The 24,722-nt window shown below is 53.9% G+C and carries 19 protein-coding genes and 1 tRNA gene; 15 read left to right on the top strand and 5 right to left on the bottom strand.

The window, feature by feature from the left end; all coding sequences use genetic code 11:
• Positions 1-40 precede the first annotated feature (40 nt).
• The 13 genes from rpmI (at position 41) to MJ643_RS11360 (ending at position 18,100) form a co-directional block, all read left to right on the top strand.
• Positions 41-235 carry a 50S ribosomal protein L35 gene (gene rpmI / locus MJ643_RS11420; RefSeq protein WP_003250667.1) on the top strand — a complete coding sequence of 65 codons (195 nt, stop codon included), beginning with the start codon at positions 41-43 and terminating at the stop codon, positions 233-235.
• Between the two features lie 27 nt (positions 236-262).
• A complete protein-coding gene (rplT, locus tag MJ643_RS11415; protein ID WP_003250671.1) occupies positions 263-619 on the top strand; it encodes a 50S ribosomal protein L20 in 357 nt (118 codons plus the stop codon).
• Positions 620-728: 109 nt separating this feature from the next.
• The gene (gene pheS / locus MJ643_RS11410) at positions 729-1,745 is read left to right on the top strand and encodes a phenylalanine--tRNA ligase subunit alpha (RefSeq protein WP_247726807.1); all 1,017 of its coding nucleotides are present in this window, start codon (positions 729-731) and stop codon (positions 1,743-1,745) included.
• Between the two features lie 31 nt (positions 1,746-1,776).
• Positions 1,777-4,158 (top strand): phenylalanine--tRNA ligase subunit beta, encoded by a 2,382-nt coding sequence (gene pheT, locus MJ643_RS11405; protein ID WP_047933254.1) that lies wholly within the window; start codon positions 1,777-1,779, stop codon positions 4,156-4,158.
• A 4-nt stretch (positions 4,159-4,162) separates the two neighbouring features.
• A complete protein-coding gene (gene ihfA / locus MJ643_RS11400; RefSeq protein ID WP_003250679.1) occupies positions 4,163-4,465 on the top strand; it encodes an integration host factor subunit alpha in 303 nt (100 codons plus the stop codon).
• Positions 4,446-4,802, top strand: coding sequence for a MerR family transcriptional regulator (locus MJ643_RS11395; RefSeq protein ID WP_044046958.1), 357 nt, complete (start codon positions 4,446-4,448; stop codon positions 4,800-4,802). The genes ihfA and MJ643_RS11395 overlap by 20 nt, the downstream gene beginning before the upstream one ends.
• 114 nt (positions 4,803-4,916) lie before the next feature.
• A tRNA-Pro gene (locus MJ643_RS11390) sits at positions 4,917-4,993 on the top strand.
• Between the two features lie 224 nt (positions 4,994-5,217).
• Entirely contained in the window at positions 5,218-8,508 is a 3,291-nt protein-coding gene (locus MJ643_RS11385; RefSeq protein ID WP_074198415.1) for a helicase-related protein, read from the top strand.
• Positions 8,505-9,179 (top strand): DUF4391 domain-containing protein, encoded by a 675-nt coding sequence (locus tag MJ643_RS11380; protein ID WP_074198414.1) that lies wholly within the window; start codon positions 8,505-8,507, stop codon positions 9,177-9,179. Before MJ643_RS11385 ends, MJ643_RS11380 begins: the two co-directional genes overlap by 4 nt.
• A 41-nt stretch (positions 9,180-9,220) precedes the next feature.
• On the top strand, positions 9,221-11,149 hold the full coding sequence (locus MJ643_RS11375) for a site-specific DNA-methyltransferase (protein WP_074198413.1): 1,929 nt from the start codon (positions 9,221-9,223) through the stop codon (positions 11,147-11,149).
• Positions 11,150-11,159: 10 nt separating this feature from the next.
• Positions 11,160-14,228 (top strand): DEAD/DEAH box helicase family protein, encoded by a 3,069-nt coding sequence (locus MJ643_RS11370; RefSeq protein WP_074198412.1) that lies wholly within the window; start codon positions 11,160-11,162, stop codon positions 14,226-14,228.
• A gap of 42 nt (positions 14,229-14,270) precedes the next feature.
• Positions 14,271-16,121: a DUF262 domain-containing protein gene (locus MJ643_RS11365; RefSeq protein ID WP_074198411.1), complete on the top strand. Its 1,851-nt coding sequence runs from the start codon at positions 14,271-14,273 to the stop codon at positions 16,119-16,121.
• A 182-nt stretch (positions 16,122-16,303) separates the two neighbouring features.
• Positions 16,304-18,100, top strand: a complete 1,797-nt coding sequence (locus MJ643_RS11360) for a TIGR04141 family sporadically distributed protein (RefSeq protein WP_166798694.1) — start codon at positions 16,304-16,306, stop codon at positions 18,098-18,100.
• Between the two features lie 93 nt (positions 18,101-18,193).
• Here the strand turns inward: MJ643_RS11360 and MJ643_RS11355 are convergent, their stop codons facing one another.
• From MJ643_RS11355 to MJ643_RS11335, 5 genes are read right to left on the bottom strand one after another with little or no spacing between them, the layout of a single operon-like run.
• Positions 18,194-19,303: a hypothetical protein gene (locus MJ643_RS11355; protein WP_166798693.1), complete on the bottom strand. Its 1,110-nt coding sequence runs from the start codon at positions 19,301-19,303 to the stop codon at positions 18,194-18,196.
• Positions 19,304-19,347: 44 nt separating this feature from the next.
• On the bottom strand, positions 19,348-19,977 hold the full coding sequence (locus tag MJ643_RS11350) for a hypothetical protein (RefSeq protein ID WP_023123592.1): 630 nt from the start codon (positions 19,975-19,977) through the stop codon (positions 19,348-19,350).
• Positions 19,952-21,121, bottom strand: a complete 1,170-nt coding sequence (locus MJ643_RS11345) for an XRE family transcriptional regulator (protein WP_074198409.1) — start codon at positions 21,119-21,121, stop codon at positions 19,952-19,954. Before MJ643_RS11345 ends, MJ643_RS11350 begins: the two co-directional genes overlap by 26 nt.
• Positions 21,118-22,491 carry a 7-cyano-7-deazaguanine synthase gene (locus tag MJ643_RS11340; protein WP_079868518.1) on the bottom strand — a complete coding sequence of 458 codons (1,374 nt, stop codon included), beginning with the start codon at positions 22,489-22,491 and terminating at the stop codon, positions 21,118-21,120. Before MJ643_RS11340 ends, MJ643_RS11345 begins: the two co-directional genes overlap by 4 nt.
• On the bottom strand, positions 22,488-22,997 hold the full coding sequence (locus MJ643_RS11335; protein ID WP_019726434.1) for a hypothetical protein: 510 nt from the start codon (positions 22,995-22,997) through the stop codon (positions 22,488-22,490). Before MJ643_RS11335 ends, MJ643_RS11340 begins: the two co-directional genes overlap by 4 nt.
• A gap of 240 nt (positions 22,998-23,237) precedes the next feature.
• On the opposite strand from MJ643_RS11335, the gene MJ643_RS11330 reads away from it, so the two are divergent.
• Positions 23,238-23,453 carry an AlpA family transcriptional regulator gene (locus MJ643_RS11330; RefSeq protein WP_074198407.1) on the top strand — a complete coding sequence of 72 codons (216 nt, stop codon included), beginning with the start codon at positions 23,238-23,240 and terminating at the stop codon, positions 23,451-23,453.
• 549 nt (positions 23,454-24,002) lie between these two features.
• Positions 24,003-24,704 carry an inovirus Gp2 family protein gene (locus MJ643_RS11325; protein ID WP_074198406.1) on the top strand — a complete coding sequence of 234 codons (702 nt, stop codon included), beginning with the start codon at positions 24,003-24,005 and terminating at the stop codon, positions 24,702-24,704.
• Positions 24,705-24,722 lie beyond the last annotated feature (18 nt).

Raw genomic sequence — 24,722 nt, 5'->3', positions numbered from 1 at the left:
GATGATTATTGTGTAATTTTATCGAATGCGGAGTTCCAACATGCCAAAAATGAAAACCAAGAGCGGTGCTGCGAAGCGCTTCCTGAAGACCGCTTCCGGCTTCAAGCACAAGCACGCTTTCAAGAGCCACATCCTGACCAAAATGTCGACCAAGCGTAAGCGTCAACTGCGCGGTGCCAGCCTGCTGCACCCGTCTGACGTGGCAAAAGTCGAGCGCATGCTGCGCGTACGTTAATTCTGGTTTAGATAGAGGAAGTTACTCATGGCTCGTGTTAAGCGTGGCGTCATCGCTCGTAAGCGTCACAAGAAAATTCTGAAACTGGCTAAAGGCTACTACGGTGCACGCTCGCGCGTATTCCGCGTTGCCAAGCAGGCTGTCATCAAGGCAGGTCAATATGCCTACCGTGACCGTCGTCAGAAGAAGCGTCAGTTCCGCGCACTGTGGATCGCTCGTATCAACGCCGGTGCCCGCACCAACGGTCTGTCCTACAGCCGTCTGATTGCTGGCCTGAAAAAGGCTTCGATCGAAATCGACCGTAAGGTTCTGGCCGATCTGGCAGTGAACGAAAAAGCGGCGTTTGCTGCGATTGTCGAGAAAGCTAAAGCCGTTCTGGCTTAAGTACCCGCGACAATCACCCGGCGGCGCTAGCGCCGTCGGGCATTGAACGTCATCGATAGGGGAAGAGCCTTCAAAGCTCTTCCCCTATTTTCGTATCTGGAGTCTGTACATGGAAAACCTGGATGCGTTGGTCTCCCAAGCCCTAGAGGCCGTGGAGCGCGCTGAAGACATCAATACCCTGGAACAGATCCGGGTGAATTATCTCGGCAAGAAAGGCGAGCTGACCCAGGTGATGAAGACCCTGGGCAACCTGCCAGCCGAAGAGCGGCCGAAAGTCGGCGCGCTGATCAACGACGCCAAAGAGCGCGTCACCGTTGTGCTCAATGCCCGCAAGGCCGCCTTCGAAGAAGCCGAGCTCAGCGCTCGCCTGGCTGCCGAATGCATTGACGTCACCCTGCCAGGCCGCGGCCAGGCCACCGGTGGCCTGCACCCGATCACCCGTACACTCGAGCGCATCGAGCAGTTCTTCACCCACATCGGCTACGGCATCGCCGAAGGCCCAGAGGTGGAAGACGACTACCACAACTTCGAAGCGCTCAACATCCCAGGCCACCACCCGGCCCGGGCGATGCACGACACCTTCTACTTCAATGCCAACATGCTGCTGCGCACCCACACCTCGCCGGTGCAGGTGCGGACCATGGAGTCCACCCTGCCGCCAATCCGCATTGTCTGCCCGGGCCGCGTATACCGCTGCGACTCGGATATCACCCACTCGCCGATGTTCCACCAGGTCGAAGGCCTGCTGATCGATCGCGATATCAACTTCGCCGACCTCAAGGGCACCATCGAAGAGTTCCTGCGCGTGTTCTTCGAAAAAGAACTGGCGGTACGTTTCCGCCCATCGTTCTTCCCCTTCACCGAGCCGTCCGCCGAAGTCGACATCCAGTGCGTGATGTGTTCCGGCAAAGGCTGCCGCGTGTGCAAGCAGACCGGCTGGCTGGAAGTGATGGGCTGCGGCATGGTGCACCCGAACGTGCTGCGCATGTCCGGCATCGACCCTGAAGAGTTCCAGGGCTTCGCCTTCGGCATGGGCGCCGAGCGCCTGGCCATGCTGCGCTACGGCGTCAACGATTTGCGTCTGTTCTTCGATAACGACCTGCGGTTCCTTGCCCAATTCCGCTAGGCCCAATCGACGCACATTCTAGGAGAACAGCATGAAATTCAGTGAACAGTGGCTGCGCGGTTGGGTAAACCCGCAAGTCTCCCGTGACGAACTGGTCGCCCGCCTGTCCATGGCTGGCCTCGAAGTCGACAGCGTTACCCCCGCTGCCGGCCAGTTCAGCGGCATCGTCGTAGGCGAAATCCTCGCCACCGAACAACACCCGGACGCCGACAAGCTGCGCGTGTGCCAGGTAAGCAACGGCCAGGAAACCTTCCAGGTTGTGTGCGGCGCCCCTAACGCCCGCCCAGGTATCAAGATCCCGTTCGCCATGATCGGCGCCGAACTGCCAGGCGACTTCAAGATCAAGAAGGCCAAGCTGCGCGGCGTTGAGTCCTTCGGCATGCTGTGCTCGGCTGCCGAGCTGCAGATCAGCGAAGAGAACGACGGCTTGCTGGAGCTGGCTGCCGACGCCCCGGTTGGCGAAGACATTCGCCAGTACCTGAGCCTGGACGACGCCAGCATCGAAATCGGCCTCACCCCCAACCGCGGCGACTGCCTGTCCATCGCAGGCCTGGCCCGCGACGTCAGCGCCCTGTACGACACCCCGGTCACCCGCCCGGTAGTGCCAGCCGTACCGGCTGCCCACGACGAAGTGCGCCCGGTCGAAGTCAGCGCCCCGGCCGCCTGCCCACGCTACCTGGGCCGCGTCATCCGCAACGTCGACCTGAGCAAGCCGACCCCACTGTGGATGGTCGAACGCCTGCGCCGCAGCGACGTGCGCAGCATCGACGCCGCCGTCGACATCACCAACTACGTGATGCTTGAACTCGGCCAGCCGATGCACGCCTTCGACCTGGCAGAAATCAACGGCGGCATCCGCGTACGCATGGCCGAAGAGGGCGAGAAGCTCGTCCTGCTCGACGGCCAAGAAGTTGCCCTGCGCGCCGACACCCTGGTAATCGCCGACCACACCCGCGCCCTGGCCATCGCCGGCGTCATGGGTGGCGAGCACAGCGGTGTGAACACCGAAAAAACCCGCGACCTGTTCCTCGAAAGCGCCTTCTTCGAGCCGATCTCCGTCGCCGGTAAAGCCCGTTCCTACGGCCTGCACACCGACGCCTCGCACCGCTACGAGCGCGGCGTCGACTCGCAGCTGGCCCGCGAAGCCATCGAGCGCGCCACCCAGCTGCTGCTGGACATCGTCGGCGGCGAAGCCGGCCCGGTTGTCGAAGCCGTCAGCGAACAGCACCTGCCGCAAGTGGCCCCGGTTACCCTGCGCGCCGAACGCATCACCCAGATGCTCGGCATGGAAATGGACCCAGCCCAGGTCGAGCAGCTGCTCAACGCTCTGGAGCTGACCACGACTAAAAACGGGGAAGGGCAGTGGACCGTCAACGTCCCAAGCCACCGCTTCGACATCAGCCTGGAAGTGGACCTGATCGAAGAGCTGGCCCGCCTGTACGGCTACAACAACCTGCCGGTTCGCTACCCGCAAGCCCGCCTGGCCCCCCAGGGCAAGCCGGAAACCCGCGGTGACCTGCCGACCCTGCGCCGCCTGCTGGTTGCCCGCGGCTACCAGGAAGCCATCACCTACAGCTTCATCGACCCGAAACTGTTCGAACTGTTCAGCCCGGGCGTAGAGCCGCTGTTGCTGGCCAACCCCATCTCCAGCGACATGGCCGCCATGCGCGCGTCCCTGTGGCCGGGCCTGGTCAAGGCACTGCAGCACAACCTGAACCGCCAGCAAGACCGCGTGCGCCTGTTCGAAAGCGGCCTGCGCTTCGTCGGCCAGCTTGGCGACCTGAAGCAGCAGCCGATGATCGCCGGCGTTGTCACCGGCAGCCGCCTGCCAGAAGGCTGGGCCAACGGCCGCGACGGCGTCGACTTCTTCGACGTGAAGGCCGACGTGGAAGCCCTGCTGGGCTACTCCGGCGCCCTGAGCGACTTCACCTTCAGCGCCGGCAAGCACCCAGCCCTGCACCCAGGCCAGACCGCCGCCATCGAACGTGACGGCAAGCTGGTCGGCTACCTCGGCGCGATCCACCCAGAGCTGGCAAAAGCCCTGGACCTGGACCGCCCGGTGTTCCTGTTCGAGCTGGTGCTGGGCGACGTGGTCGAAGGCCGCCTGCCGAAATTCAGCGAGCTGTCCAAGTTCCCGGAAACCCGGCGCGACCTGGCTTTGATCGCAGGACGTGATGTAGCTTCTAGCTCGGTGCTTGAAGTAATTCGTGACAATGCAGGCGAATGGCTCACAGACCTCAGGCTGTTTGATGTCTACCAAGGTAAAGGCATTGATCCTGATAGAAAAAGCCTTGCCGTCGGCTTGACCTGGCAGCATCCATCGCGCACTCTTAACGACGATGAGGTGAACGCCGCACTGCAAAACATCCTCACCTCGCTCGAACAAAGGTTGAACACCACGTTAAGGAAATAACGGCATGGGTGCTCTGACGAAAGCTGAGATGGCCGAAAGGCTGTACGAGGAGCTGGGGCTTAACAAGCGTGAGGCCAAGGAGCTGGTCGAGCTGTTTTTTGAAGAAATTCGGCACGCACTTGAAGAGAACGAGCAGGTCAAGCTGTCCGGTTTCGGCAACTTCGACCTTCGCGACAAACGCCAGCGGCCGGGCCGCAACCCCAAGACAGGGGAAGAAATCCCGATCACCGCACGGCGCGTCGTCACCTTTCGTCCAGGGCAGAAGTTGAAGGCCCGGGTTGAGGCCTATGCTGGAACCAAGCCATAACGACGAACTGCCCCCCATACCGGGCAAAAGGTACTTCACCATTGGTGAAGTGAGTGAGCTTTGTGCGGTAAAACCGCACGTGCTGCGGTATTGGGAGCAGGAGTTCGATCAGCTCAATCCCGTGAAGCGGCGGGGGAACCGGCGGTATTATCAGCGGCAGGATGTGCTGATGATTCGCCAGATTCGTGCGCTGCTTTATGAACAGGGGTTCACCATTGGCGGGGCTCGGTTGAGGCTTTCCAGTGATGAGGCCAAGGATGAGTCTAGCCAGTACAAGCAGCTGATTCGGCAGATGATTGTCGAGTTGGAGGATGTGTTGGTGGTGTTGAAGAAGTGACCTGGGTTGCTGGTGAATGGAAAATTTTTTGAGAAAAAGCTTTCATTTATCAGGAGGTTAGGGTACATTCTTCAACGTTCTCGGTAGGATTGAGAATATGCTTCAAAGCCCAGTCGGGGCGTAGCGCAGCCCGGTAGCGCACTTGCATGGGGTGCAAGGGGTCGAGTGTTCGAATCACTCCGTCCCGACCAAAAAACTCCAAAAAATCCAAGCACTTACGGGTGCTTGGATTTTTTTATGCCCGGCGTTTTTGGTGGCTGATCTAAAAATGATCGCTCTGGTTGCCAATTGGTTGCCAATTGAGATTGGCTTGAGAGCGATGGAGGAATAGGATCGATCAAGAAGGCGGAGTGCTATCAGCTTTCTGCGTGATGCGCGGATGGTGGCGCTGATGAATAAGGGCGGGGAGTGTCTCATGGAACTGATCGACAACATCAATTCGCTGCTAGGTGAGAGTCTCAAGGATACGCTCAAGCCGGGCGCCAAGTTGAAGATCGCCGCGTCCTGCTTCTCTATATACGCCTACGTGGCGCTCAAGCGAGAACTTGAAAGCATTGACTCCCTGGAGTTCATCTTCACCTCGCCTACCTTCGTGCCCAACGAGGCGACGGACAAGCTGAAGAAGGAGCAGCGCGAGTTCCACATTCCCAAGGCCGAGCGTGAGCGCAGTCTGACCGGAAGCGAGTTCGAGATCCAACTGAAGAACAAGCTTACCCAGAAAGCCATTGCCAAGGAGTGTGCCGACTGGATCCGTCGCAAGGCTACTTTCCGCTCCAACCGTGGCCAGGCACCCATGCAGCCGTTCATTGGGGTGCGTGCGCCAAGCTCAGAGTCCGTCTACATGCCGGTGCAAGGTTTCACGGCTGTCGACTTGGGCTACCAGAAGGGTAACGCGCTTTCCAACATTGTCACCCGCTTCGATGAGCCAGCTCATACGGGCATGTTCCTCAACTTGTTCGAGCAGATCTGGAGCGACCAGGAAAAGCTGGAAGACGTCACCGCCCGGCTCTGTGATCACATTGCCTCGGTGTATCAGGAGAACGCTCCCGAGCGTATCTATTTCCTAATGCTCTACAACATCTTCCGCGAGTTTCTGGAGGATGTGAGCGAGGACGTGTTGCCCAACGACCGTACCGGCTATCAGGACACGGTGATCTGGAACAAGCTGTTCAACTTCCAGCGCGACGCGGCCACCGGCCTGATCAACAAGCTGGAAACCTACAGCGGTTGCATCCTTGCCGACAGCGTGGGCTTGGGTAAGACCTTCACCGCGTTGGCGGTGATCAAGTACTACGAGCTGCGCAACAAATCCGTTCTGGTGCTCTGCCCAAAGAAGCTGGCCGACAACTGGCTGACCTACAACCAGAACCTCAAGACCAACATCCTCGCCAAGGATCGCTTTGCCTACGACGTGCTGTGTCACACCGACCTGAGCCGCAGCCGTGGCACCTCGCTGGGTATGCCGTTGGATCGGGTCAACTGGGGTAACTATGACCTGGTGGTGATCGACGAGTCGCACAACTTCCGCAATAACGACCTCTATAAGGACAAGGAAACCCGTTACCAGCGCCTGATGAATCAAGTCATCCGTCAGGGGGTGAAGACCAAGGTGCTGATGCTCTCGGCGACTCCGGTCAATAACCGTTTCAGCGATTTGCGTAACCAGCTGGCCTTGGCTTACGAGGGTGACAGCGACAACCTCAATGACAAGCTGCGTACCGAGAAAGACATCGACAGCATATTTCGCCGCGCTCAGGCGGCGTTCAATGCGTGGGCAAATCTACCGCCAGAAAAACGCACGGCGGCGGCCATTCTCAGCACCTTGGACTTCGACTTCTTCGAGCTGCTGGACAGCGTGACCATTGCTCGTTCGCGTCGCCATATCGAAACCTTCTACAACACCGCCGACATTGGCCGCTTCCCGGAGCGCCGCAAGCCGATGTCCTTCCATTGCCCGTTGACTCAGCGCGACGATGTCATTGGCTTCAACGAGATTTTCAATCACCTGTCTTTGCTCAAGCTCGCCGTGTATGCGCCGGTGAGCTACATCCTGCCCAGTCGTCTGAAGAAGTACGAGGAGCAGTACGACACCCAGGTGGAGGGTGGGCGAGGCAAGCTCAAGCAGGTTGACCGGGAGAAGAGCCTGCAGGCGTTGATGACCACCAATTTGCTCAAGCGTCTGGAGAGCTCGGTGGAAGCTTTCCGTCTGACCCTGCAAAGTCTGCAGTCCAGCCATCGCATCGCCCTGGATAAGATTGCCGAGTTCAAGCGAACCGGCCGGGCATCGGGATTTACCGACGTCACTGCGGCTTTTGAAGAGGCTGACTTCGATGAGGACAGCTGGCCGATGCCAGGCGACATCAGCATAGGCAAGAAAATTCAGATCAGTCTGGAGGATATGGACCTACCCTCATGGGAGCAGGATCTACAGGCCGACCTGCTGTTCATCGACGAGCTGTTGGGCGAAATGTCCAAGGTTACCCCGGCTGACGATGCCAAGCTGCAGCATCTGAAAACCCAGATCGCCAGCAAGATCGCCTCGCCGATCAACCCCGGCAACAAGAAGGTGCTGATCTTCACTGCCTTTGCCGATACCGCCAACTACCTGTACGACAATCTGGCTGATTACCTGCAGCGCAGCTACCAGGTGCACACCGGTAAAGTCACCGGGAGCGACGCGCCAAGGTCTACCCTTGGCAACATTCCCGGTAGCCGGCAGAGCTACGATTTCCAGGGTCTGTTAACCCTGTTCTCGCCACGCTCCAAGGAGAAGGCTGCGATCTATCCGGACGAGCCGCGCGAGATAGATATTCTCATTGGCACCGATTGCATTTCCGAGGGGCAGAACCTTCAGGATTGCGACTACCTGATCAACTACGACATTCACTGGAACCCGGTACGCATCATTCAGCGCTTTGGTCGGGTGGATCGGATCGGCTCCCAGAACAGCAGCATTCAGTTGGTCAACTACTGGCCAGATATCAGCCTGGACGAGTACATCAATCTCAAGGAGCGGGTGGAGAACCGCATGATGATCGCTGATGTCACTGCGACCGGCGACGACAATGTACTGAACGCTCAGGCTAACGACGTGGCCTATCGCAAGGAGCAGTTGCGCCGCCTGCAGGATGAAGTGATCGAGATGGAAGACTTAAAGACCGGCGTCTCCATTACCGATCTCGGTCTCAACGACTTCCGCATGGATCTCCTCAACTACATCAAACAGCACGGTGAGCTGAGCCATCTGCCCAACGGCATGCACGCGGTGGTGCCGGCACAGCCAGAACTGGGTTTGCTGCCGGGCGTGATCTTCACCCTGCGTAACCGCAATCATGGCGTAGACATTAACCAGCAGAATCGCCTCTATCCCCACTATCTGATCTACATCGACAACCAGGGGCAGGTGATCAGTGACTACAGCGAGGCCAAGCGATTACTCGATCTGGCCCGCATCGCCTGCAAGGGAGAGAGCCAACCGATCAGGGAGGCCTATCAGCGCTTCAATCAGGTCACCGACGATGGCCGCGATATGCAGGCCTATTCCAACCTGCTCGATCAGGCCATTCACTCGATGATCGAAGTGAAGGAAGAAAAGGACATCGACAGCTTGTTTAGTGGCGGTAAGACCACCGCCTTGGTGGATACCATTGCCGGACTGGATGACTTCGAGCTGATCACCTTCATCGTCATTCAGGATGTGGCATGACTCGGCCCGCGCCAGTCTTGTTCGCGTTTCCCGGCCAGGCCAGAGTTGGCCGTCCGGTGCCGAAAACCAAGATTTATGAGCACGGCCAGATCGGCAGCGCGCTGCGTGACAAGTTTGTCGCTCAGATCGAGCAAATAACCTGGGCCTACAAGCTGGCGCCGGAGACCCTTAACCTGTCGGCGCGGCCGGAGGTGCCGGAGATTCAGGTTTTCGACATCGAGCTCAAAGGCGCGGAGCTGGACGTCGAAGTCTTGCGTGCTATTGATCGAGCCATTCCGCTGCCGATCATTTTTCAGCTGTACCGAGACCAGCAGGCGTGCATGGTTGCTGCTTTCAAGCGACCCAGCCAGGCCGAGGCGGGCAAGTGGGTACTCGATAACTATCTCGCTGGTCCCTGGCTGGCGGATACAGTTGAACGACAGTCTTTGCCCGTGGCGCTGGATCTACAAGGGCTTTACGAACAGCTGCTACGCAGCCTGCTACCGCAAGCCGCTCGAGTCGGCGAAAGCTTGCTTGAGCAGTTGGAGCGTCTAGCCCGGCTGCGTGGCCGGCAGAGCGAGTACAACAAGCTGGAAGCTCGCTTGCACAAGGAAAAACAGTTTAACCGCAAGGTGGCGCTTAATGCCCAGTTGCGGGAACTGAAAAATGAAATTGACGAACTGGGTGCTTAAACCTCAGCTCGCGACAAAAAACTAGAGATATAGGGCGTCCCATGGACAAGCTGAAAATGCAGTCAACCAATCTGGTCGAAGACAATATCGGAAAGTTGGCTGAACTCTTTCCAAATTGCATTACTGAGATACGGAGTGCTAAAGGTGAGCTTAAAAAAACAGTCGATTTCGATCTGTTGCGCCAGGAGCTTTCGCCTTTCCTTGTCGAAGGCCCCCAGGAACGCTATCAGCTGAACTGGCCCGGGAAGCGTGAAGCGCTGCTGACAGCGAACTCTCCAATTGCTAAAACTCTGCGACCTTATGTAAGTGAAAGTGTTGACTTTGACACCACTCGTAATTTGTTTATTGAGGGTGATAACTTGGATGCGCTGAAGCTTATGCAGGAGGCGTATTTGGGTAGGGTTAAGTTGATTTATATAGATCCTCCTTATAACACTGGTAATGATTTTATCTATGAGGATGATTTTTCTGATGAGCTCGACGCTTATCTGGAGCGTTCGAATCAGAAGAGCATGAGTGGTCAAAAGCTGGTTTTAAACTCAGAGACTAATGGTCGGTTTCATTCTGACTGGCTATCCATGATTTATTCTAGGATAAAGGTCGCTAGAAATTTGTTGCGCGAGGATGGTGCGGTATTCATTTCTATTGATGATAACGAACTCTCGAATCTTAAGTCTGTTTGTGATGAGATTTTTGGTGAAGGCAATTTTAGGGGCGTTATTTCTAGGGCTACCGGCACTAGGATGGGTAGTGGTAATAAGAAAATTTCCAGTGAATTGGATTATGTAGTTGTTTATTCAAAATCCGAATCCTTTGAGTTCTCTGGGTTGAGTATGACGAGTGATGATTTAAGTATCTATGATCAAGAGGATGATAAAGGCAGATACTTGACGCGCTCATTAAGGCGGACTGGAGGAGAGAACAAGAGAGAGGATCGCCCGACAATGTTCTTTCCTGTGCAGTCTCCGGATGGTGAGGATGTATATCCTTTAGCTCCGGAAGGCTGGGAAAGTCGTTGGATTTGTAGTCAGGAGAAATATAAAGAGCTCCTTAATAGCGGTATGATTGAGTGGAGAAAAGTTAAAAAGGGTGGGGAGGAAAAGTGGCAGGTTTACCAGAAGCACTATCTTGGTGAAGGGGTAAAGCAAACATCCAATTTTTGGAATGATATTGATGGGAATAAGAAGGCTACTAGAGAACTGAATGAGTTGTTTGATGGGGAGAAGGTGTTCGATCATCCTAAGCCTCTAAGTTTTGTTCAGAAAATAATAAGCATCGCGGCTAGTGGTGAAGACGATATTGTTCTTGATTTTTTTGCTGGATCTGGTACGACCGCCCACGCTGTATTGAAGCAAAACTATGAAGATCAAGGTCGGCGGCGATTTATTCTTGTTCAGGTGCCAGAGATTCTGTCGGAAGACAATAGGACTCAACTTGTTGCTGCTCGGTTCTGCGATAGGTACTCTCTGCCGAGAACGGTAAGTGAGTTGACGAAGGAAAGAGTGCGGCGCGCAGGTGTGAAGTTTAAGAGTGGCTTTGAAAACGGCCTGTTGCCCGGTATTGATGTAGGCTTCAGGGTGGTTAAAGTCGATGTGTCGAATATGAAGGATGTCTATTATTCGCCTGACGCGCTCTCTCAAGGTGAGCTTCCAGGTTTGGTAGATAATATTCGCGAAGACCGCACTGCTGAAGATCTATTGTTCCAGGTGCTGCTGGACTGGGGTGTAGATCTGGCGCTGCCTATCCACCAGGAGACCATTGCTGATAAGCAAGTCTTCTTCGTTGACGGCAACGCTTTGGTGGTCTGTTTCGATAAGGGCATCGACGAGGCCTTCGTCAAACAGATTGCCGAGCATAAGCCACTGCGCGTGGTATTCCGCGACAACGGCTTTGCCAGCGACAGCGTGAAGATCAACGTCGAGCAGCTGTTCAAGCTGCTGTCGCCGATGACTGAAATTAAGACGCTGTAAGGGGCCGGCCATGAAGCTGAAATTCAAGGAGCAGGCCTACCAGCTCCACGCTGTGGAGTCCCTCGCCGACTGCTTTGCCGGCCAGCCCAAATCGTCGGGCGTGAGCTATCGCATCGATCCAGGTGTCGGCGGCGCGCCGTTGGCGCCGCAGCAGGGCTCCCTGGCTGGTATGGAGGTGCAGCCGGCCATCGCGCCTGTAGATGCTGGCTTCCGCAATGCGGAGCTGGCCCTGACACAAGATCAACTCCTGACCAATGTACAGGCGGTGCAACGTCGGCAGAACCTGTCGCAGTCGGCTGCGTTGGTAAACGACAAGAAAACCGGTTGCCCGATCAACCTCGATATCGAGATGGAGACCGGTACCGGGAAGACGTACTGCTACATCCGCAGCATGTTCGAACTGAACAAGCGTTACGGCTGGAGCAAGTTCATCGTCGTGGTGCCGAGCATTGCCATTCGCGAGGGGGTCTACAAGTCGCTGCAGATCACTGCCGAGCACTTCCTGGAGCGTTACGGAAAGAAAGCGCGCTTCTTCATCTACAACTCCAAGCAGCTGCATAACCTGGAGAGCTTTTCCTCGGACGCCGGCATCAACGTCATGGTGATCAACGTCCAGGCGTTCGCCGCACGCGGGGCAGACCAGCGGCGGATCTACGAGGAGCTGGATGACTTCCAGTCTCGCCGTCCCATCGATGTGATCAAGGCCAACCGCCCGATTCTGTTCCTTGATGAGCCGCAGAAAATGGAGGGCGCCAAGACCCTCGAATCGTTCAGCGAATTCAATCCGCTGTTTATCGTGCGCTACTCGGCCACCCACAAGACCGAGTACAACAAGATCCACCGTCTGGATGCGCTCGACGCCTACAACCAGAAACTGGTGAAGAAGATCGACGTGCGCGGCATCACGGTGAAAAACTTGCCTGGCACCAATGCCTATCTGTTCCTGCAGGGAATTGATATCTCCAACAAAGCCCCGGTGGCGCGGGTGGAGATGGAGATCAAGCAGAACAGCGGTATCAAGCGTGTCATGCGCAAGCTTGGCCACAACGACAATCTGTACGACCTGTCCGGTGGCCTGGATCAGTACAAGGGCTATGTGGTCGCCGAGATCGATGCGCGGATCGATACCCTGAGCTTCACCAATGGTGTGGAGCTGGTCGCCGGTGAGGCTGTGGGCAACCTGGATGAGCCGGCTATGCGTCGCATCCAGATCCGCGAGGCGGTAAAGGCGCACTTCGAGAAAGAGATGATGCTGTTCAGCAAGGGCATCAAGGTGCTGACGCTGTTCTTCATCGACGAGGTTGCGAAGTACCGTCAGTACGACGAAAGCGGAGAGCAGCCGGGCGAGTATGCGAAGGTCTTCGAGGAGGAGTACAACGCCTACCTAAACGAGGTGCTGAGCCTGGAGGATACGCCGTACAACCGCTACCTGAAGGGGATTCTGGTTAGTCAGACCCACAATGGCTACTTCTCGATCGACAAGAAGAGCAAGCGTCTGGTCGACCCGGCCACCAAAGCGAAGTCGACCGAAACTGATGACGTGGATGCTTACGACCTGATTCTCAAGGACAAGGAACGTCTTTTGTCCTTCGACGAGCCGGTGCGTTTCATCTTCTCCCACTCGGCCCTGCGCGAAGGTTGGGATAACCCCAACGTCTTCGTCATTTGTACGCTCAAGCACAGCGACAACACCATTTCCCGCCGCCAGGAAGTCGGTCGGGGGCTGCGCCTTTCGGTCAACCAAAACGGCGACCGAATGGACTACCCGGCGACCGTTCACGACATCAACGAACTGACTGTGGTGGCCAGCGAGAGCTACAGGGAGTTCGTCGGTGCATTGCAGAAGGACATCAGTGACTCGCTATCGGCCAGGCCGCGCGAAGCCAACGAGAAATACTTCACCGGCAAGGTTCTGCAGACCCTGAGCGGCGACGTGGAAGTCACGCCGCAAATGGCCAAGCAGATATACAAGTATCTGCTGAAGAACGATTACACCGACGACAACGATCAGATCACGCTTGCCTACCACACCGCGAAGAAGGATGAGCAGCTGGCCGAGCTGCCTGATGAGCTGAAGCCCTATGCCCAGCAGGTGTTTCAGCTGATCGACAGTGTGTTCAGCGAGGCGCAGCTGCCGCATATTGGCGATGGCCGCAAGACCAAGGTCAATCCGCTCAACGCCAACTTCGAGCGCCAGGAGTTCCAGGCACTATGGAGCAAGATCAATCGCAAGGCCGCGTACACCGTCAACTTCGAGGCCGACGAGCTGGTCGACAAATGCATTGCCGCTCTCAACGACAAGGATGAGGGGCTACGGGTAAAACCCATGCAGTACATCATCGAGCGCGGCACGCAGAAAGAGCATGCCAGTTTCGACGAATTGAAACGGGGCGAGGCGTTCAAGCTGGCGCAGACGGCCACCGAGACTTACACAAACTCGGTGCATTCGGCGGTGAAATACGACCTGCTCGGTAACCTGGCCGAGGCCACCCAGCTGACGCGCCGCACCATCGCGCGGATTCTGCAGGGCCTGAATGCTGCTGTGTTCAGCCAGTACAGGACCAATCCTGAAGACTTCATTGCCAGGGCCGCCACGCTGATCAATGAACAGAAGGCTACGGCCATCGTCGAGCACATTGCTTACGACCCGGTAGCAGAGACTCACAGCTCGGACATCTTCACAGCCGATAAGCCGAAAGACGACTTCAGCAACGCCTTCGAGGCCAAGCGCCACATCTACGACTACGTGTTCACCGACTCGACCAATGAGCGCAAGTTCGTCGAGCAGCTGGATGCCAGCACTGAGGTGGTTGTTTACGCCAAACTGCCGAAGAGCTTCTTCATCCCCACCCCAGTTGGTAACTACAACCCGGACTGGGCCATTGCCTTCAACGAGGGCAAGGTGAAGCACATCTACTTCATTGCTGAAACCAAAGGTTCCATGTCCAGCCTGGATCTGCGTGCTATCGAGGCCTCGAAGATCGCCTGTGCACGGAAGTTCTTCGCCAAGATCACGTCTGAGCAGGTGAGGTACGACGTGGTGGATGGGTATGGGAAGCTGATGGAGCTGGTCAAGTAACCAGCTCCGCAGTCGGGATCAATTCTTTGAGTCGTTTTTGATATGGATATTCAGCCGGACAAGCAGAACCTGGATCGCACCTTTGCGTCGACGGTTTACTACATCGACTTTTACCAGCGGGACTACAAGTGGACGGAGGAACCCGTACGGCGTCTGGTTGACGATGTTTTCTACCAGTTCGATGAGGCCTATTCCAAGCACTCGGCTCTGGAGCCCAACTCGGAGAGTATCAACGCCCGGTATCCCTGGTATTACCTCAACACTTATGTCACCAACACCGTACAGGGCAAGGTGTTTGTAGTTGATGGTCAGCAGCGCCTGACAACTCTGACGCTTTTTCTGGTTCAGTTGTTTCGGATGGCAAAGGTCCTCGAGTCGAAGACCTCTGGTTGGTTGGAGCGCAAAATTGCCGGCTATTCAGGGGTTGAATACGAGTTCTGGATGAACCACGTCCGTCATATCCATGTTCTCAAGGCACTGATGGATGGTGCCGCTCCCGAGGCTGTAGATAAGTCTACAGGCTTGACGGCTGTCAATATGCTTAGGAACTTCTCGGTAATCGCGGCGGAGCTTTCAACCCGTTTGAATAGCAAGCACAAGTTCGAGACCTTCGTTCACTACTTCCTTTACCGCCTAGTGCTCATCAATCTGTCCGTCGATTCTACCCATGTACCGATGGTGTTCGAGGTCATCAATGATCGCGGTGTACGACTCAAGCCTTACGAGATATTGAAAGGAAAGCTCTTGGGGCAGATCGATAAACTTGAGCTTGACTCTGGTAATTATAATGAGCTCTGGGATACGCACGTCAGGGCGGTGAATGCCTATCGGGAAGATGAAATCGACAGTTTTTTTCGTTACTGGTTGAAGAGCAAATTCTCCGATAGCCGAAAGGCTGGACAGCGCTTTGATGGCGACTACCACAGAGAAATGTTCAAGAGTGATATCAATCAGCTTCTCCAGCTTGAGCACGATTCCGCCAAGGTTAAAGAGTTTCTCAAGGACGATTTTTCGTACTACACGAAGCTGTATGTACGAATGTTGCATGCCAGTCAGCATGAGGATGAACAGTATCCAGCGGTCTTCTTCAACAGCCTGAACGAGCTGGATAGTCAGTATCTGCTTATTTTGTCGGCCTGCACCGTTAATGATCCGGAGGAAGTCTCCAAGATTCGTGTAGTAGCAGAGCAGCTTGATCGAATGTTCTCCCTTCAGCAGCTGCAGGGCGCTTACGACAGTAATGAGTTTGCTGTTAAGTTATTTGAGATTAGCGCCGAGATCCGCGAAAAGCCAGTGGCTCAGATCCCACTGGTGTTCGAGAAGCATCTTTTGCAGGAAATTACCAGGAAGCGTGCGATTGCCGTCTCGTCCGTCTTTAGTTATAGCTTATTCCGTAATATGACTATTGATCGATTGAATACTCGCTTCACTCGATTTTTCTTTGGTAGGGTAGAGCGGTTTCTCGCCGAAGGCATGAAGCTAAAAATGAAGCATCCCTTGCAGGATCTTGTCACCCTCAGAGGCGCCAAGACTGGATTTCATATCGAACACATATTGTCACGCAATGAGGAAAGTCTTGATGCTTTCGATGGTGATGAAGAGCGCTTTGAGGTCGAGCGCAATCGGCTTGGCGGTGTGTTGCTGATGAAGGGGAAGGATAATATTTCGAGCGGTAATGAGCTATATGCGGACAAGCTGAAGTCATATGCCAATACCCTTTATTGGAATGAGACGCTGCGCAGTGACTCTTACCACAGCAAACTAGACTTTCGCGATTTTACTAAGCAGTCCGGACTTGGATTTAGGGCGCTTGATGAGTTTGGTCCCAATGAGCTTGAAGAACGGCAAAAGCTACTCTTTGAGGTCGCGGCTTTAATTTGGAATGCAAGTTGACGTGCTTTTTTATTATTTTGAGTTAATTCTTGAAAGTAAATGCGTTGGCTTTTCTAATTTTTTGGTGCGGGCATTTTGAGGAAAACTGCTGCTGAGTTTGCTATTGAATGGTAGCGTCAGGGGGTAAATCAGGTTTTTCTCAGTAATCATGGTTGATGGATTTTTGGTGCTTAGGAGTGGCAATGGCAAATAATAAAAGTCCAAAAAGAATTACTCTTAATGTTTATTTGCTTAAAGAACCCCCTGCTGGTGTTCAGTCTTGGACTCCAAAAGACTTCATCGCCAGTCCCATTGGATCGGGTGGAAAACCAAGGCAAATAGGAACGGATAAGTTTCCTCTCGGTCCAGATGGTATAAGCGGTACTCTATTTGTGCGTAAGCCACTGGTGGAAACCTCGCCTGAGTGGTTGAGCTTTGTTCAGTCAGGGCTTGCTGATGATGTAAATACTTCCAGATGGAAAAACAAGAGTATCTCTGCTATTTTGGTTGTGCAGCAGTCTGGTCGACAATTTGCTATTGCATTTGGATATGGTAGGCACTTGATTGAGCCTAGACTTATCGAAGACCGTTTCGGCATTCGGGTAGTTCTCAATAGTGTTTTGCCTGATAAAATAGCGTCAATTGATCGCCAGACATTTGATGCATCTCCAAGAATAAGTCGTACCCAGACAGTTAAAGCTGCAGCCGTATCCGACTATATGATCAATGCTGAGCAAGACCTGCTCAGAGGGTTGGTTGGGCACACTAAAAGTGATTATCTAGAGATTTTTGGTAGCGTCATAGCGGGAATTGACTCTTTTAAAGCCTCCATTCCAATGGAGCTTTCTGGCCTAGGTGGTTTTCTTAAACTTGCCCTGGAGCGATCGGTTTCAAAAGACTATTTGGATCGAGATGAAGATGGGCATCCTAGCGAGTTCTCTTGGGTTGAGAATCTGCTGCCTGTCAAGGATAAAGATCTTATTTCTACACTCGAAAACCAGCTTTGGGAGGCACTAAATTCTACGGAAAGGAAAAATATGTGGCTTGCAATTCCAGACATAATCGACTGGTCTGGGATTACCGGCTTTGCCTATAGCAACAATGCTCAGGATGATGAAATTGATCCAGTTCTTGATCTAGATAGATTTCTATCAACCCTTCGTAGCGATGCCACGCTTGAAACACTTAAGCGACGAGATATTTTTTTAGTTCTATCTGATGGTTCTCCCTTAAGGTCTTTTAGTGCCTTCCGGTGCTTGTATGCTGAGGTGAGAAATAAGTTAGGCTTATTTATTTTGAATGTTGGTAGTTGGTTTAAGGTAGAGAGCTCTTTTCAAACAGCTGTTGAGGGGTATTTTTCGAGTCTTCCAAGAAAGAAATTTGAAGCCCCATTTGTTGAATATCAACATGATGGCGAAGGCTCCTATAATGAAGATGTATGCGCTCGGGCAGGCGGTGCTTTAGCGATGCTGGACAGAAAACTTATAAGGTTTGGTGGCAGCTACGACAAAATTGAGGTTTGCGATATATATAAGCCTAAAATTGGTAATGAGAGAGGTGAATTTATTCATGTTAAGCGCGGGCGAGGATCGTCCACGTTGAGTCATCTTTTTGCTCAGGGTTTTGTTGCGTCGACTCTTATGGTCAGGGAGGCTGGTTTTATTCAGGATGTAAATTCACAATTAATAGCGCAGAGCATTAATCCTGTCCCGAATCCATTTGAGGCACGTGGTAATGATGTTGTATACGCCATCGTTGATGGTCCTGCATCAGAGAATTTAGATATTCCTTTCTTTAGTAAGGTCACTTTGCAAAATTATGGGAAGACAATTTCCTCTTATGGCTTTCAGGTAAAATTAATGCATATTCCTGAGTCTGCAGTTTATCTTGCAGATGTCGCCAAGAAAGCTGCGGAAAAATTGGCCAAGAAGAAAGCTTCGGCAGCTAAGTCTAAAAAGACTCCAGGCAGGGGGAGAGCCTCGAAAAAGAAAGTTGATTAAACCTTTCCTGTGGTATTCTTGGGATGTTCGTTGCTTTATATTTTGCGGTGTTTTCCTGACGCTGTGCGTGTGCAGCTTCCATGTCTATAAGAATTAGTGTTCTTCAGCCTCGTCGAAATATGGTCGGACAATGAGACTGGGAGCGTTTCTCAGTGACGTATTTGGCTTTGCAGAACACCGCATGCGCAAATTAATTGTGGAGGGTATGTCCGGTGATAACGTTACAGGGTTTACCTTGCTGGTAGAGGCATCGCAGTAAAGGCAGAACCTTGAATCAGGTGGGCTGAGCAAGTAGCAGGCAGTGCACTCAACGGCTCGTCCTCCCCATGCCTGTAAGGCCTTCAGCATGGTTCCTGCTATCAACTCGGCTCTGTCCTCTGTCGTGTTGTCTTGCTCTGAGGCTGATTGTTTGGCCGCCATCTGAAGCTGCTTGGCTCTATGGGCTTCTAGTGCGCGCTGCAGTTCGGCTTTCTCCTTGGCTAGCTCAATCTGCCGGGCTTGCTCAGCAGCCTCGCGCGCTGCCCGTTCGAGTTGCCATTGAGCGTTTATTTCGTCCGCCACTGACTGAAGCTTTTGCAGCGCGTTTGCTGCGAGCCTTTCACCGCGAATTGATCGAATCCAAAATCGGTTTGCCGAGTCATGCAGAACCGCGTGCTCGAACTTGGCTGGATCATTGATCTGCTCCAGTGCCAGGTGATGGAGATCAATCTCCATGCTGGAATGTTCCAGGGCTTCGAGCTGGCGATAACGCTCATGCTCCATCCGCGTTGAGAGCTTGATCCGGACGATCAGCTGCCGAGTAGATTGGTGCAGGACAGCATGACCTCTCAAGCTACCCAGGTCAACAAACCGCTCAACGTTATCGGCAGTGATCACCACTGGTTGCAGCTCGACCTTTTCCTCCAGCAGCCGGCCGTCTTGTGTGGCCACTCGGATTGTTTCTATAAGTGCCGGGAGCATGAGCTGCTTGTGCTTCGCGATCAGCGCGACTGCAGCACGTCTGACTCCTTCGCGGAATCCATCAAAGCAGTCATTCGATTTCGCATGGCGGAAGTGTGGTACGACCTTCTCGCCATTGTTGGCTGCGTTCAGCGGTTGCTGACATCCGGGGCAGATGCATCCACAACGCAGCCCGTTTTCGACCTCGTGGGCGCGAAAGAGGGTGCCGTCACGTTCACCGAAGGGAATCTTGGCTTCGTGCATCGCTCTATTAATCGAATGTATCCTGCGGAATTGAGGAGGCTTGCTTAAGGGCTAAGTGCAAATGCCCCTCGTCTTATATGGCGTTTCAAACTCGGGCAGGCAGCAACATTTTCTACGCCAATTAGCTGGGCTATCCAATCAAACTGGTGCTCTCTAACTTGCATTCTCGCGTGTTTTAGAGCAAGTAGCGTCGCCTTGGCGAGCACTTCATTCCCAAGTGAAGACCGCACAGGAGCGTACGCTAGGATGTCAACTGTTGTAATGAGCTTCAAGCTTTCAAAGCGCTCAGCAGCCACTCTGGTAGCTTTCTTCTCGTCAATGGCGGCAGATAACTCATTTCTGTATGCGAGGGCTAGAGTAGCCGCCTCGCCGTCGCCAAGTGAGCTTGAGGTATGTCCGGATACCATCCCAAAGAAATCCTCCAAGGCGGCTCCTGCTAACTCCTCGACTATCAAGACTTGGTCGCTGATCAGCTCTGCAAGTAGCGCTGGTTCTGGACGGCCATTTACTGCTCCTTGCTCTATCTCGCGCACGACGTAGTCGGTTACATAGAGAGGCGTAGCCAATGCTCGCAGGATAGTGTTCGCATACCCCGTCGCCAGCAGATTTATGATTACACTAGCATCCAGGACAATGGCATTTCTCTGATTAATGAGACAGCTTGAAAAGGTCATCTACCTCGTCCTCTTCTGCCTCATTAAGCAATTTACGCACTCTTTCGCGATCAAGCTTCAGCATCTCTGACATCTGCCCTTCGCTGACTAGATCTTTCTTCCATGCTTCGATCGCCAGCAAGAAGAGTCGTGACGATTGCGTCACATCAGCAGGGACTGAGTCAAATACAGTATCTCCTAGGACCTGGCGGGCTTGCTCATCAGTAATACCCCCATTATCCATGAACCAGTCCCAGGTGCCTTTCTTCGTTAGGCCCAGTTCTTCAAGGCGCATCACCATCGCTTGCCGGGATACGCCAAAAAAGCTGGAAAGCAGGATGATGTGCCTACGAGTGAGGTGGGTTGAGCCAATGGTCAGCTCCTTGAACTTCTCCATCACGGCCCGGGCTGGCGTGAGAAACGCACTCGCAAATGCATTCGCGTATCGCTCCTCACGGGAGTTTTCATATTTCTCGTCTTGATAGACTTCGGGCCGGCGTCGGGTCGCAATAAAATGACCAAGCTCATGAGCACTGGTTTGGGCCCGGCGGTCCTTTCGGTGGCTGGCATTGATTAGTATGCAAGCACCCACGGCGTCATCATAAGCAAACAGTCCAGAGACTTTTGGGGCGAGTTTTCGGCTATAGACTCGCACGCCTAGCTGTAGCTCCAAAAGTGCAAAGATGTCCTGAATTGGCCCTTCGCCGAGTCCCAGCCAGTTTCGGAGGCTTTGAGCATCGTGCTCCGCCTGCTTGCGGACATCACCTGGAAGGATAGTTTTCTCTGCAGGGTAGTTGTGTGCTCTCTGAATACCGAGCACATTTTCAAGCTCAACCTCAGCTCTGACGAGATCGTTCAGCATCCGCGCAGCTTGCTCGACACCTACCTCATTGGTATCTGGAAGCGAGCGGAAGCGTGGAACAAGATCCACATGAACGGCTTCCTGTCGCAGCAGCGAGTTGGCAGATACACCATAGCAGCGGCTAAGTGCCTGGATTTCATCGAGCCGCGCAGTACGTTGCCCTTTCTCAATGGCCACAAGCGTGGTGCGCGCTACGCCTACTGCTTTAGCGGCAGCATCTTGGGTGATGTTCGCGGTTTCCCGCGCAACCTTCAGTCGTTCACCCAGCTCTACTGGGCTGAGTTCGTAATTTGGTTTGGTCATGATGCGTGATCTATCCATTTTCTCACGAACGACTCTGGTCTCAGGTCGTTCGTAAACGCTGACCATTCCATGGCATGTTGTTGCAAGAGCCGGTCAAGATTCTCCGCCACCGTTTGTGGCGTTTCAGCCAAAGCACGAGCTAGCTCGTTCGTCCTGAGGCGTTTGATCAGTTCGTACTGCGTGGATTCCCTAATAGAAGATAGATGCTCGAAATGGAGCACCCCTGCGATGGCATATTCTCGCAAAGCTTGAGTTTGTCTGCTGAAGTCTTTTGCTGCTCCAGCTTCAAAGTCTGTTGCGCTCAACGATTCCCACACGTAGGTCTCCGGCGCTTCATTCAAGCCAGCGGCATGTACGCTTAGGCGCCGCAGGATGCACGCAGCACAAATGCCACACTGTCGCCGTGAGCCTAAAACGGCAGTTTGCCGCGACTGCTGCCAACAAGATCTGGTAGTTGCCCAGCCAGCCCCATCTCCGCAGGTTTCGACGAATTCGCGCAGAGTTTCGCCTTTCGTTTTCCATAGACGGGGGAATTGGAATTGGATCGGATAGTCGAGTAGCGCGTTAACAAATCGCTCCATCAGCTTGGTGAAGACCGGATGGTTTCGGTAGTCCTCGTATCCATGACCAACTGGAAGGAGGGCCGGTGCGAGTGCGCCTTGGCCGCTTTCAGGAACGATGGTTGCTGGTGCATCAACTAGGTATGCCGCCATTGCAGATACGACAGCAAATTTGAATCCGCGGCTTCGGGCGCTAGTTTCAGTATTTTTGCGGTCGTCAAGTTTCACTGAATAGGGGAGTGCCGTGAACGGGATTTTGAGACGTTCCTTCCTGGAGATATCGTGCTGCTTGCTGCCTACTCTCACGCGAACCAAGCGATTTCCTAAGCGCTTGCTTTCCAGCTCGGCTACCGCACGAGAGTCCATTCCATCGCTATAGGCAATGACCGCTTCCGCGTTGGATGGGAACTGCATGTGATCTTGAGCTGGTGGTTCTGCGGGAGCTTTTCGAGCGTGGAACTCGAAATACCAGGCATCTCCGGTAAGAAGGTTCAGTGCCTCCACTAGTGCTCCGGTAACTGCATTTTCTGACCATTTTTCGTGGTCATGAACTGGAATGCGTACATCAAAACGCCGCCCCCAGTTCATTGTGCTGCGGGTAAGAGTGCGATCACAAAACTCAACGGCAGCGGCCACGACTAGGGCGTCATAGACCCTGGGTTGCCATTTTTGCGAGGAGAAGGATGCGAGAGCTTCTAGATTGAAATTGATGTTCTGTCCGAGATGGCAGGGCAGCATGCCTTTTTGTGGGCGTACGCCGGATTCGACCACATCAACAGCCATCTCCTTCAGAGGTAAGAAGTTTTTCAAAGCGATACTCCCGCGTCCAAGCCGGTCATTTTTCTTGAACGCTGAGAGACCGGTGCCGGGCCCAACAGAATCAAGCCCAATTGGTTTTCTGAGAGTCCGCAGATTGCGTCGGAGATACGCGTGCTCACATGATCCGCTCGCCTGTGGTTGGACTCTCTCAGGTAGTGCTCTTCAACAGAGCGCACGGTTGCTAGTCCACGCATTTTGGCAGCAAGGCCTACAGCTTCATGAAACGCATCTGAACCGAATTTGCCTTCATGGATGAGCTCAATGCTGCATGCCACGACATTTCTGCCAAACACTGATCCAGCAGCAAGAGCGGTTGCATCATTTAGCTGAGCAAGCGCAATTTCAGGGAGCATGAGGGAATTGTCACGACCGGAAAATATGGACTTCAGTTCTTGGGTCAGTTCCCAGGAAACCTCCATCTTGAAATCGCTGGCGAGGGCGTTGGTTGCGGCCTCTGCTACTTCGCTGGCGCTGTAGGCGGCCTTGTCGCCGCGCATGGCCAGCTCTTTCCAAGGCTTTCGCATCGGCAAGCTTCTGTGGGGTCCGTCGCTCATCGTCCAGCCTCCGGTGATCACCGTCTCTGACAATGTCAGTAATTTCTTTTAAAAAAATGACATTGTCAAGTCTTGAGACAATTAGCGCTGAGCCGGTGTTGGCTATTGCCGCAGTGAGGAATAGAGATCGGAGAGAATTCTCAGCTTCGTACCTGTGCGGTACATGTCAGTAGAGGGGGTATTTTGAGAATCATTCGCCTTAAGGAAGTGGTCAGGTCTACCGGCTTGGCGAGATCAACCATATACAAGCTCATCGGTTCAGGAGATTTTCCTAAACCAGTACCTCTCGTGGGACGCTGTGTTGGTTGGGTCGACAGCGAGGTGCACAACTGGATTTTGGCAAGGATTGAGGAGCGTGACCTGGCAGAGAGTGCTGCGACGCGCTCCACCGCCATCTGAACATGGCCAGCTAGAACTGACCATCTGCGCCATGACTGGCTATAGCTGGTCATGGCGCTTATGCCGGCTACCAGATCAAGGCTGTTTGACTCTCTCCAGAAAGCCAGAGCGATGTTGCTCCCCATCGCTCCGGCAGACTCTGGCTGGCATCGGTCTCCATGGGCTTTCGATCTAGTTTTTCTCCGGAATACGGTTTCAGCAAAAACTGTCGCTGTGGCTTGGTGATCGGGGTGGATTTTTCCGAGCGCGTCGGAGCGATTAGTTGCGGTGTGGGTAGTATGCTTTTACTAGCTATTACTACCCGAAGGGTTTCCGCCTAGCCGAGCATTGATAAGCATCGCTGACCAGGTCCCATACACGTCGAGGGGGGATCATCGAACACTGAACCACTACCAGCATCAGCTCACCATCGGAGACCAATTTCCATCCATTACTGGATGAGATATGTCACCAGGCAGCCAGGAGGGGGATCAGGCAGGGAAGAAGTAACGGTTAAAAAATACACAGCAGGCACAGGTTATGAAACTCAACCACTGAGAGATCATAACCATGCCCAAAAACACCGCTACCGCCCAGCGCTATCCGCTCCGGCATCCCGATAACAATAACCTCAGCCTGTACTACGACGACACCTATGTCGGTTTACCCGTGATGATCGAGAAGGGACCCTTTATCCGGGAGTATTTGTCGGACCTCAAACACACCATCGATCTGGCCTTGGCTGAGTACCCGAGAGTGTTTGCATTCCGGGTAGATCTCAGATTGCCTAGGGGTATCGAGCTGCCTGACTACGCCTACACCAACCAAGTCATTAGCGAGTTCTTCGAGTCCTTCACAAAGAAAATCCGCTACGATCAGGAAAGAGTGCGTCAGCGTGACGGCTACGCTCGTGGCTGCAAGGTCCGGTACGCATGGTCTAGAGAGGTTCCACGAGGAGGGCGGCCACATTACCACGTATTGATCCTGTTGAACCGGGACGCCTATTACACGATAGGGAGGCTGCGGTCCGCGAGAACGAACATGATCAGCCGCATGGGGGAGTCCTGGGCTGGTGCTCTGGGCATATCAGTCGACCAAGCGGGAGGCCTAGTGAATATTCCGAAAAACGCCGAGTATCGCGTTGACCGGTATGTCCGTCGTGGCGAAGAAGATGAACTGCCAGTGCTGTTCTATAGGGCTAGCTATCTGTGCAAGGTGGCTACGAAGTCCTACGGGAATCGTCAGCGGGGGTTCGATACCAGCCGGGGATAGCAGAATAATAAGTGTGAA

This window comes from Pseudomonas sp. PNPG3 (genome assembly GCF_023093815.1).
Classification (GTDB): Bacteria; Pseudomonadota; Gammaproteobacteria; order Pseudomonadales; family Pseudomonadaceae; genus Aquipseudomonas; species Aquipseudomonas asiatica.
Note: the sequence above shows the minus strand (reverse complement) of the source record. Positions and strands in the feature narration are given on the sequence as shown.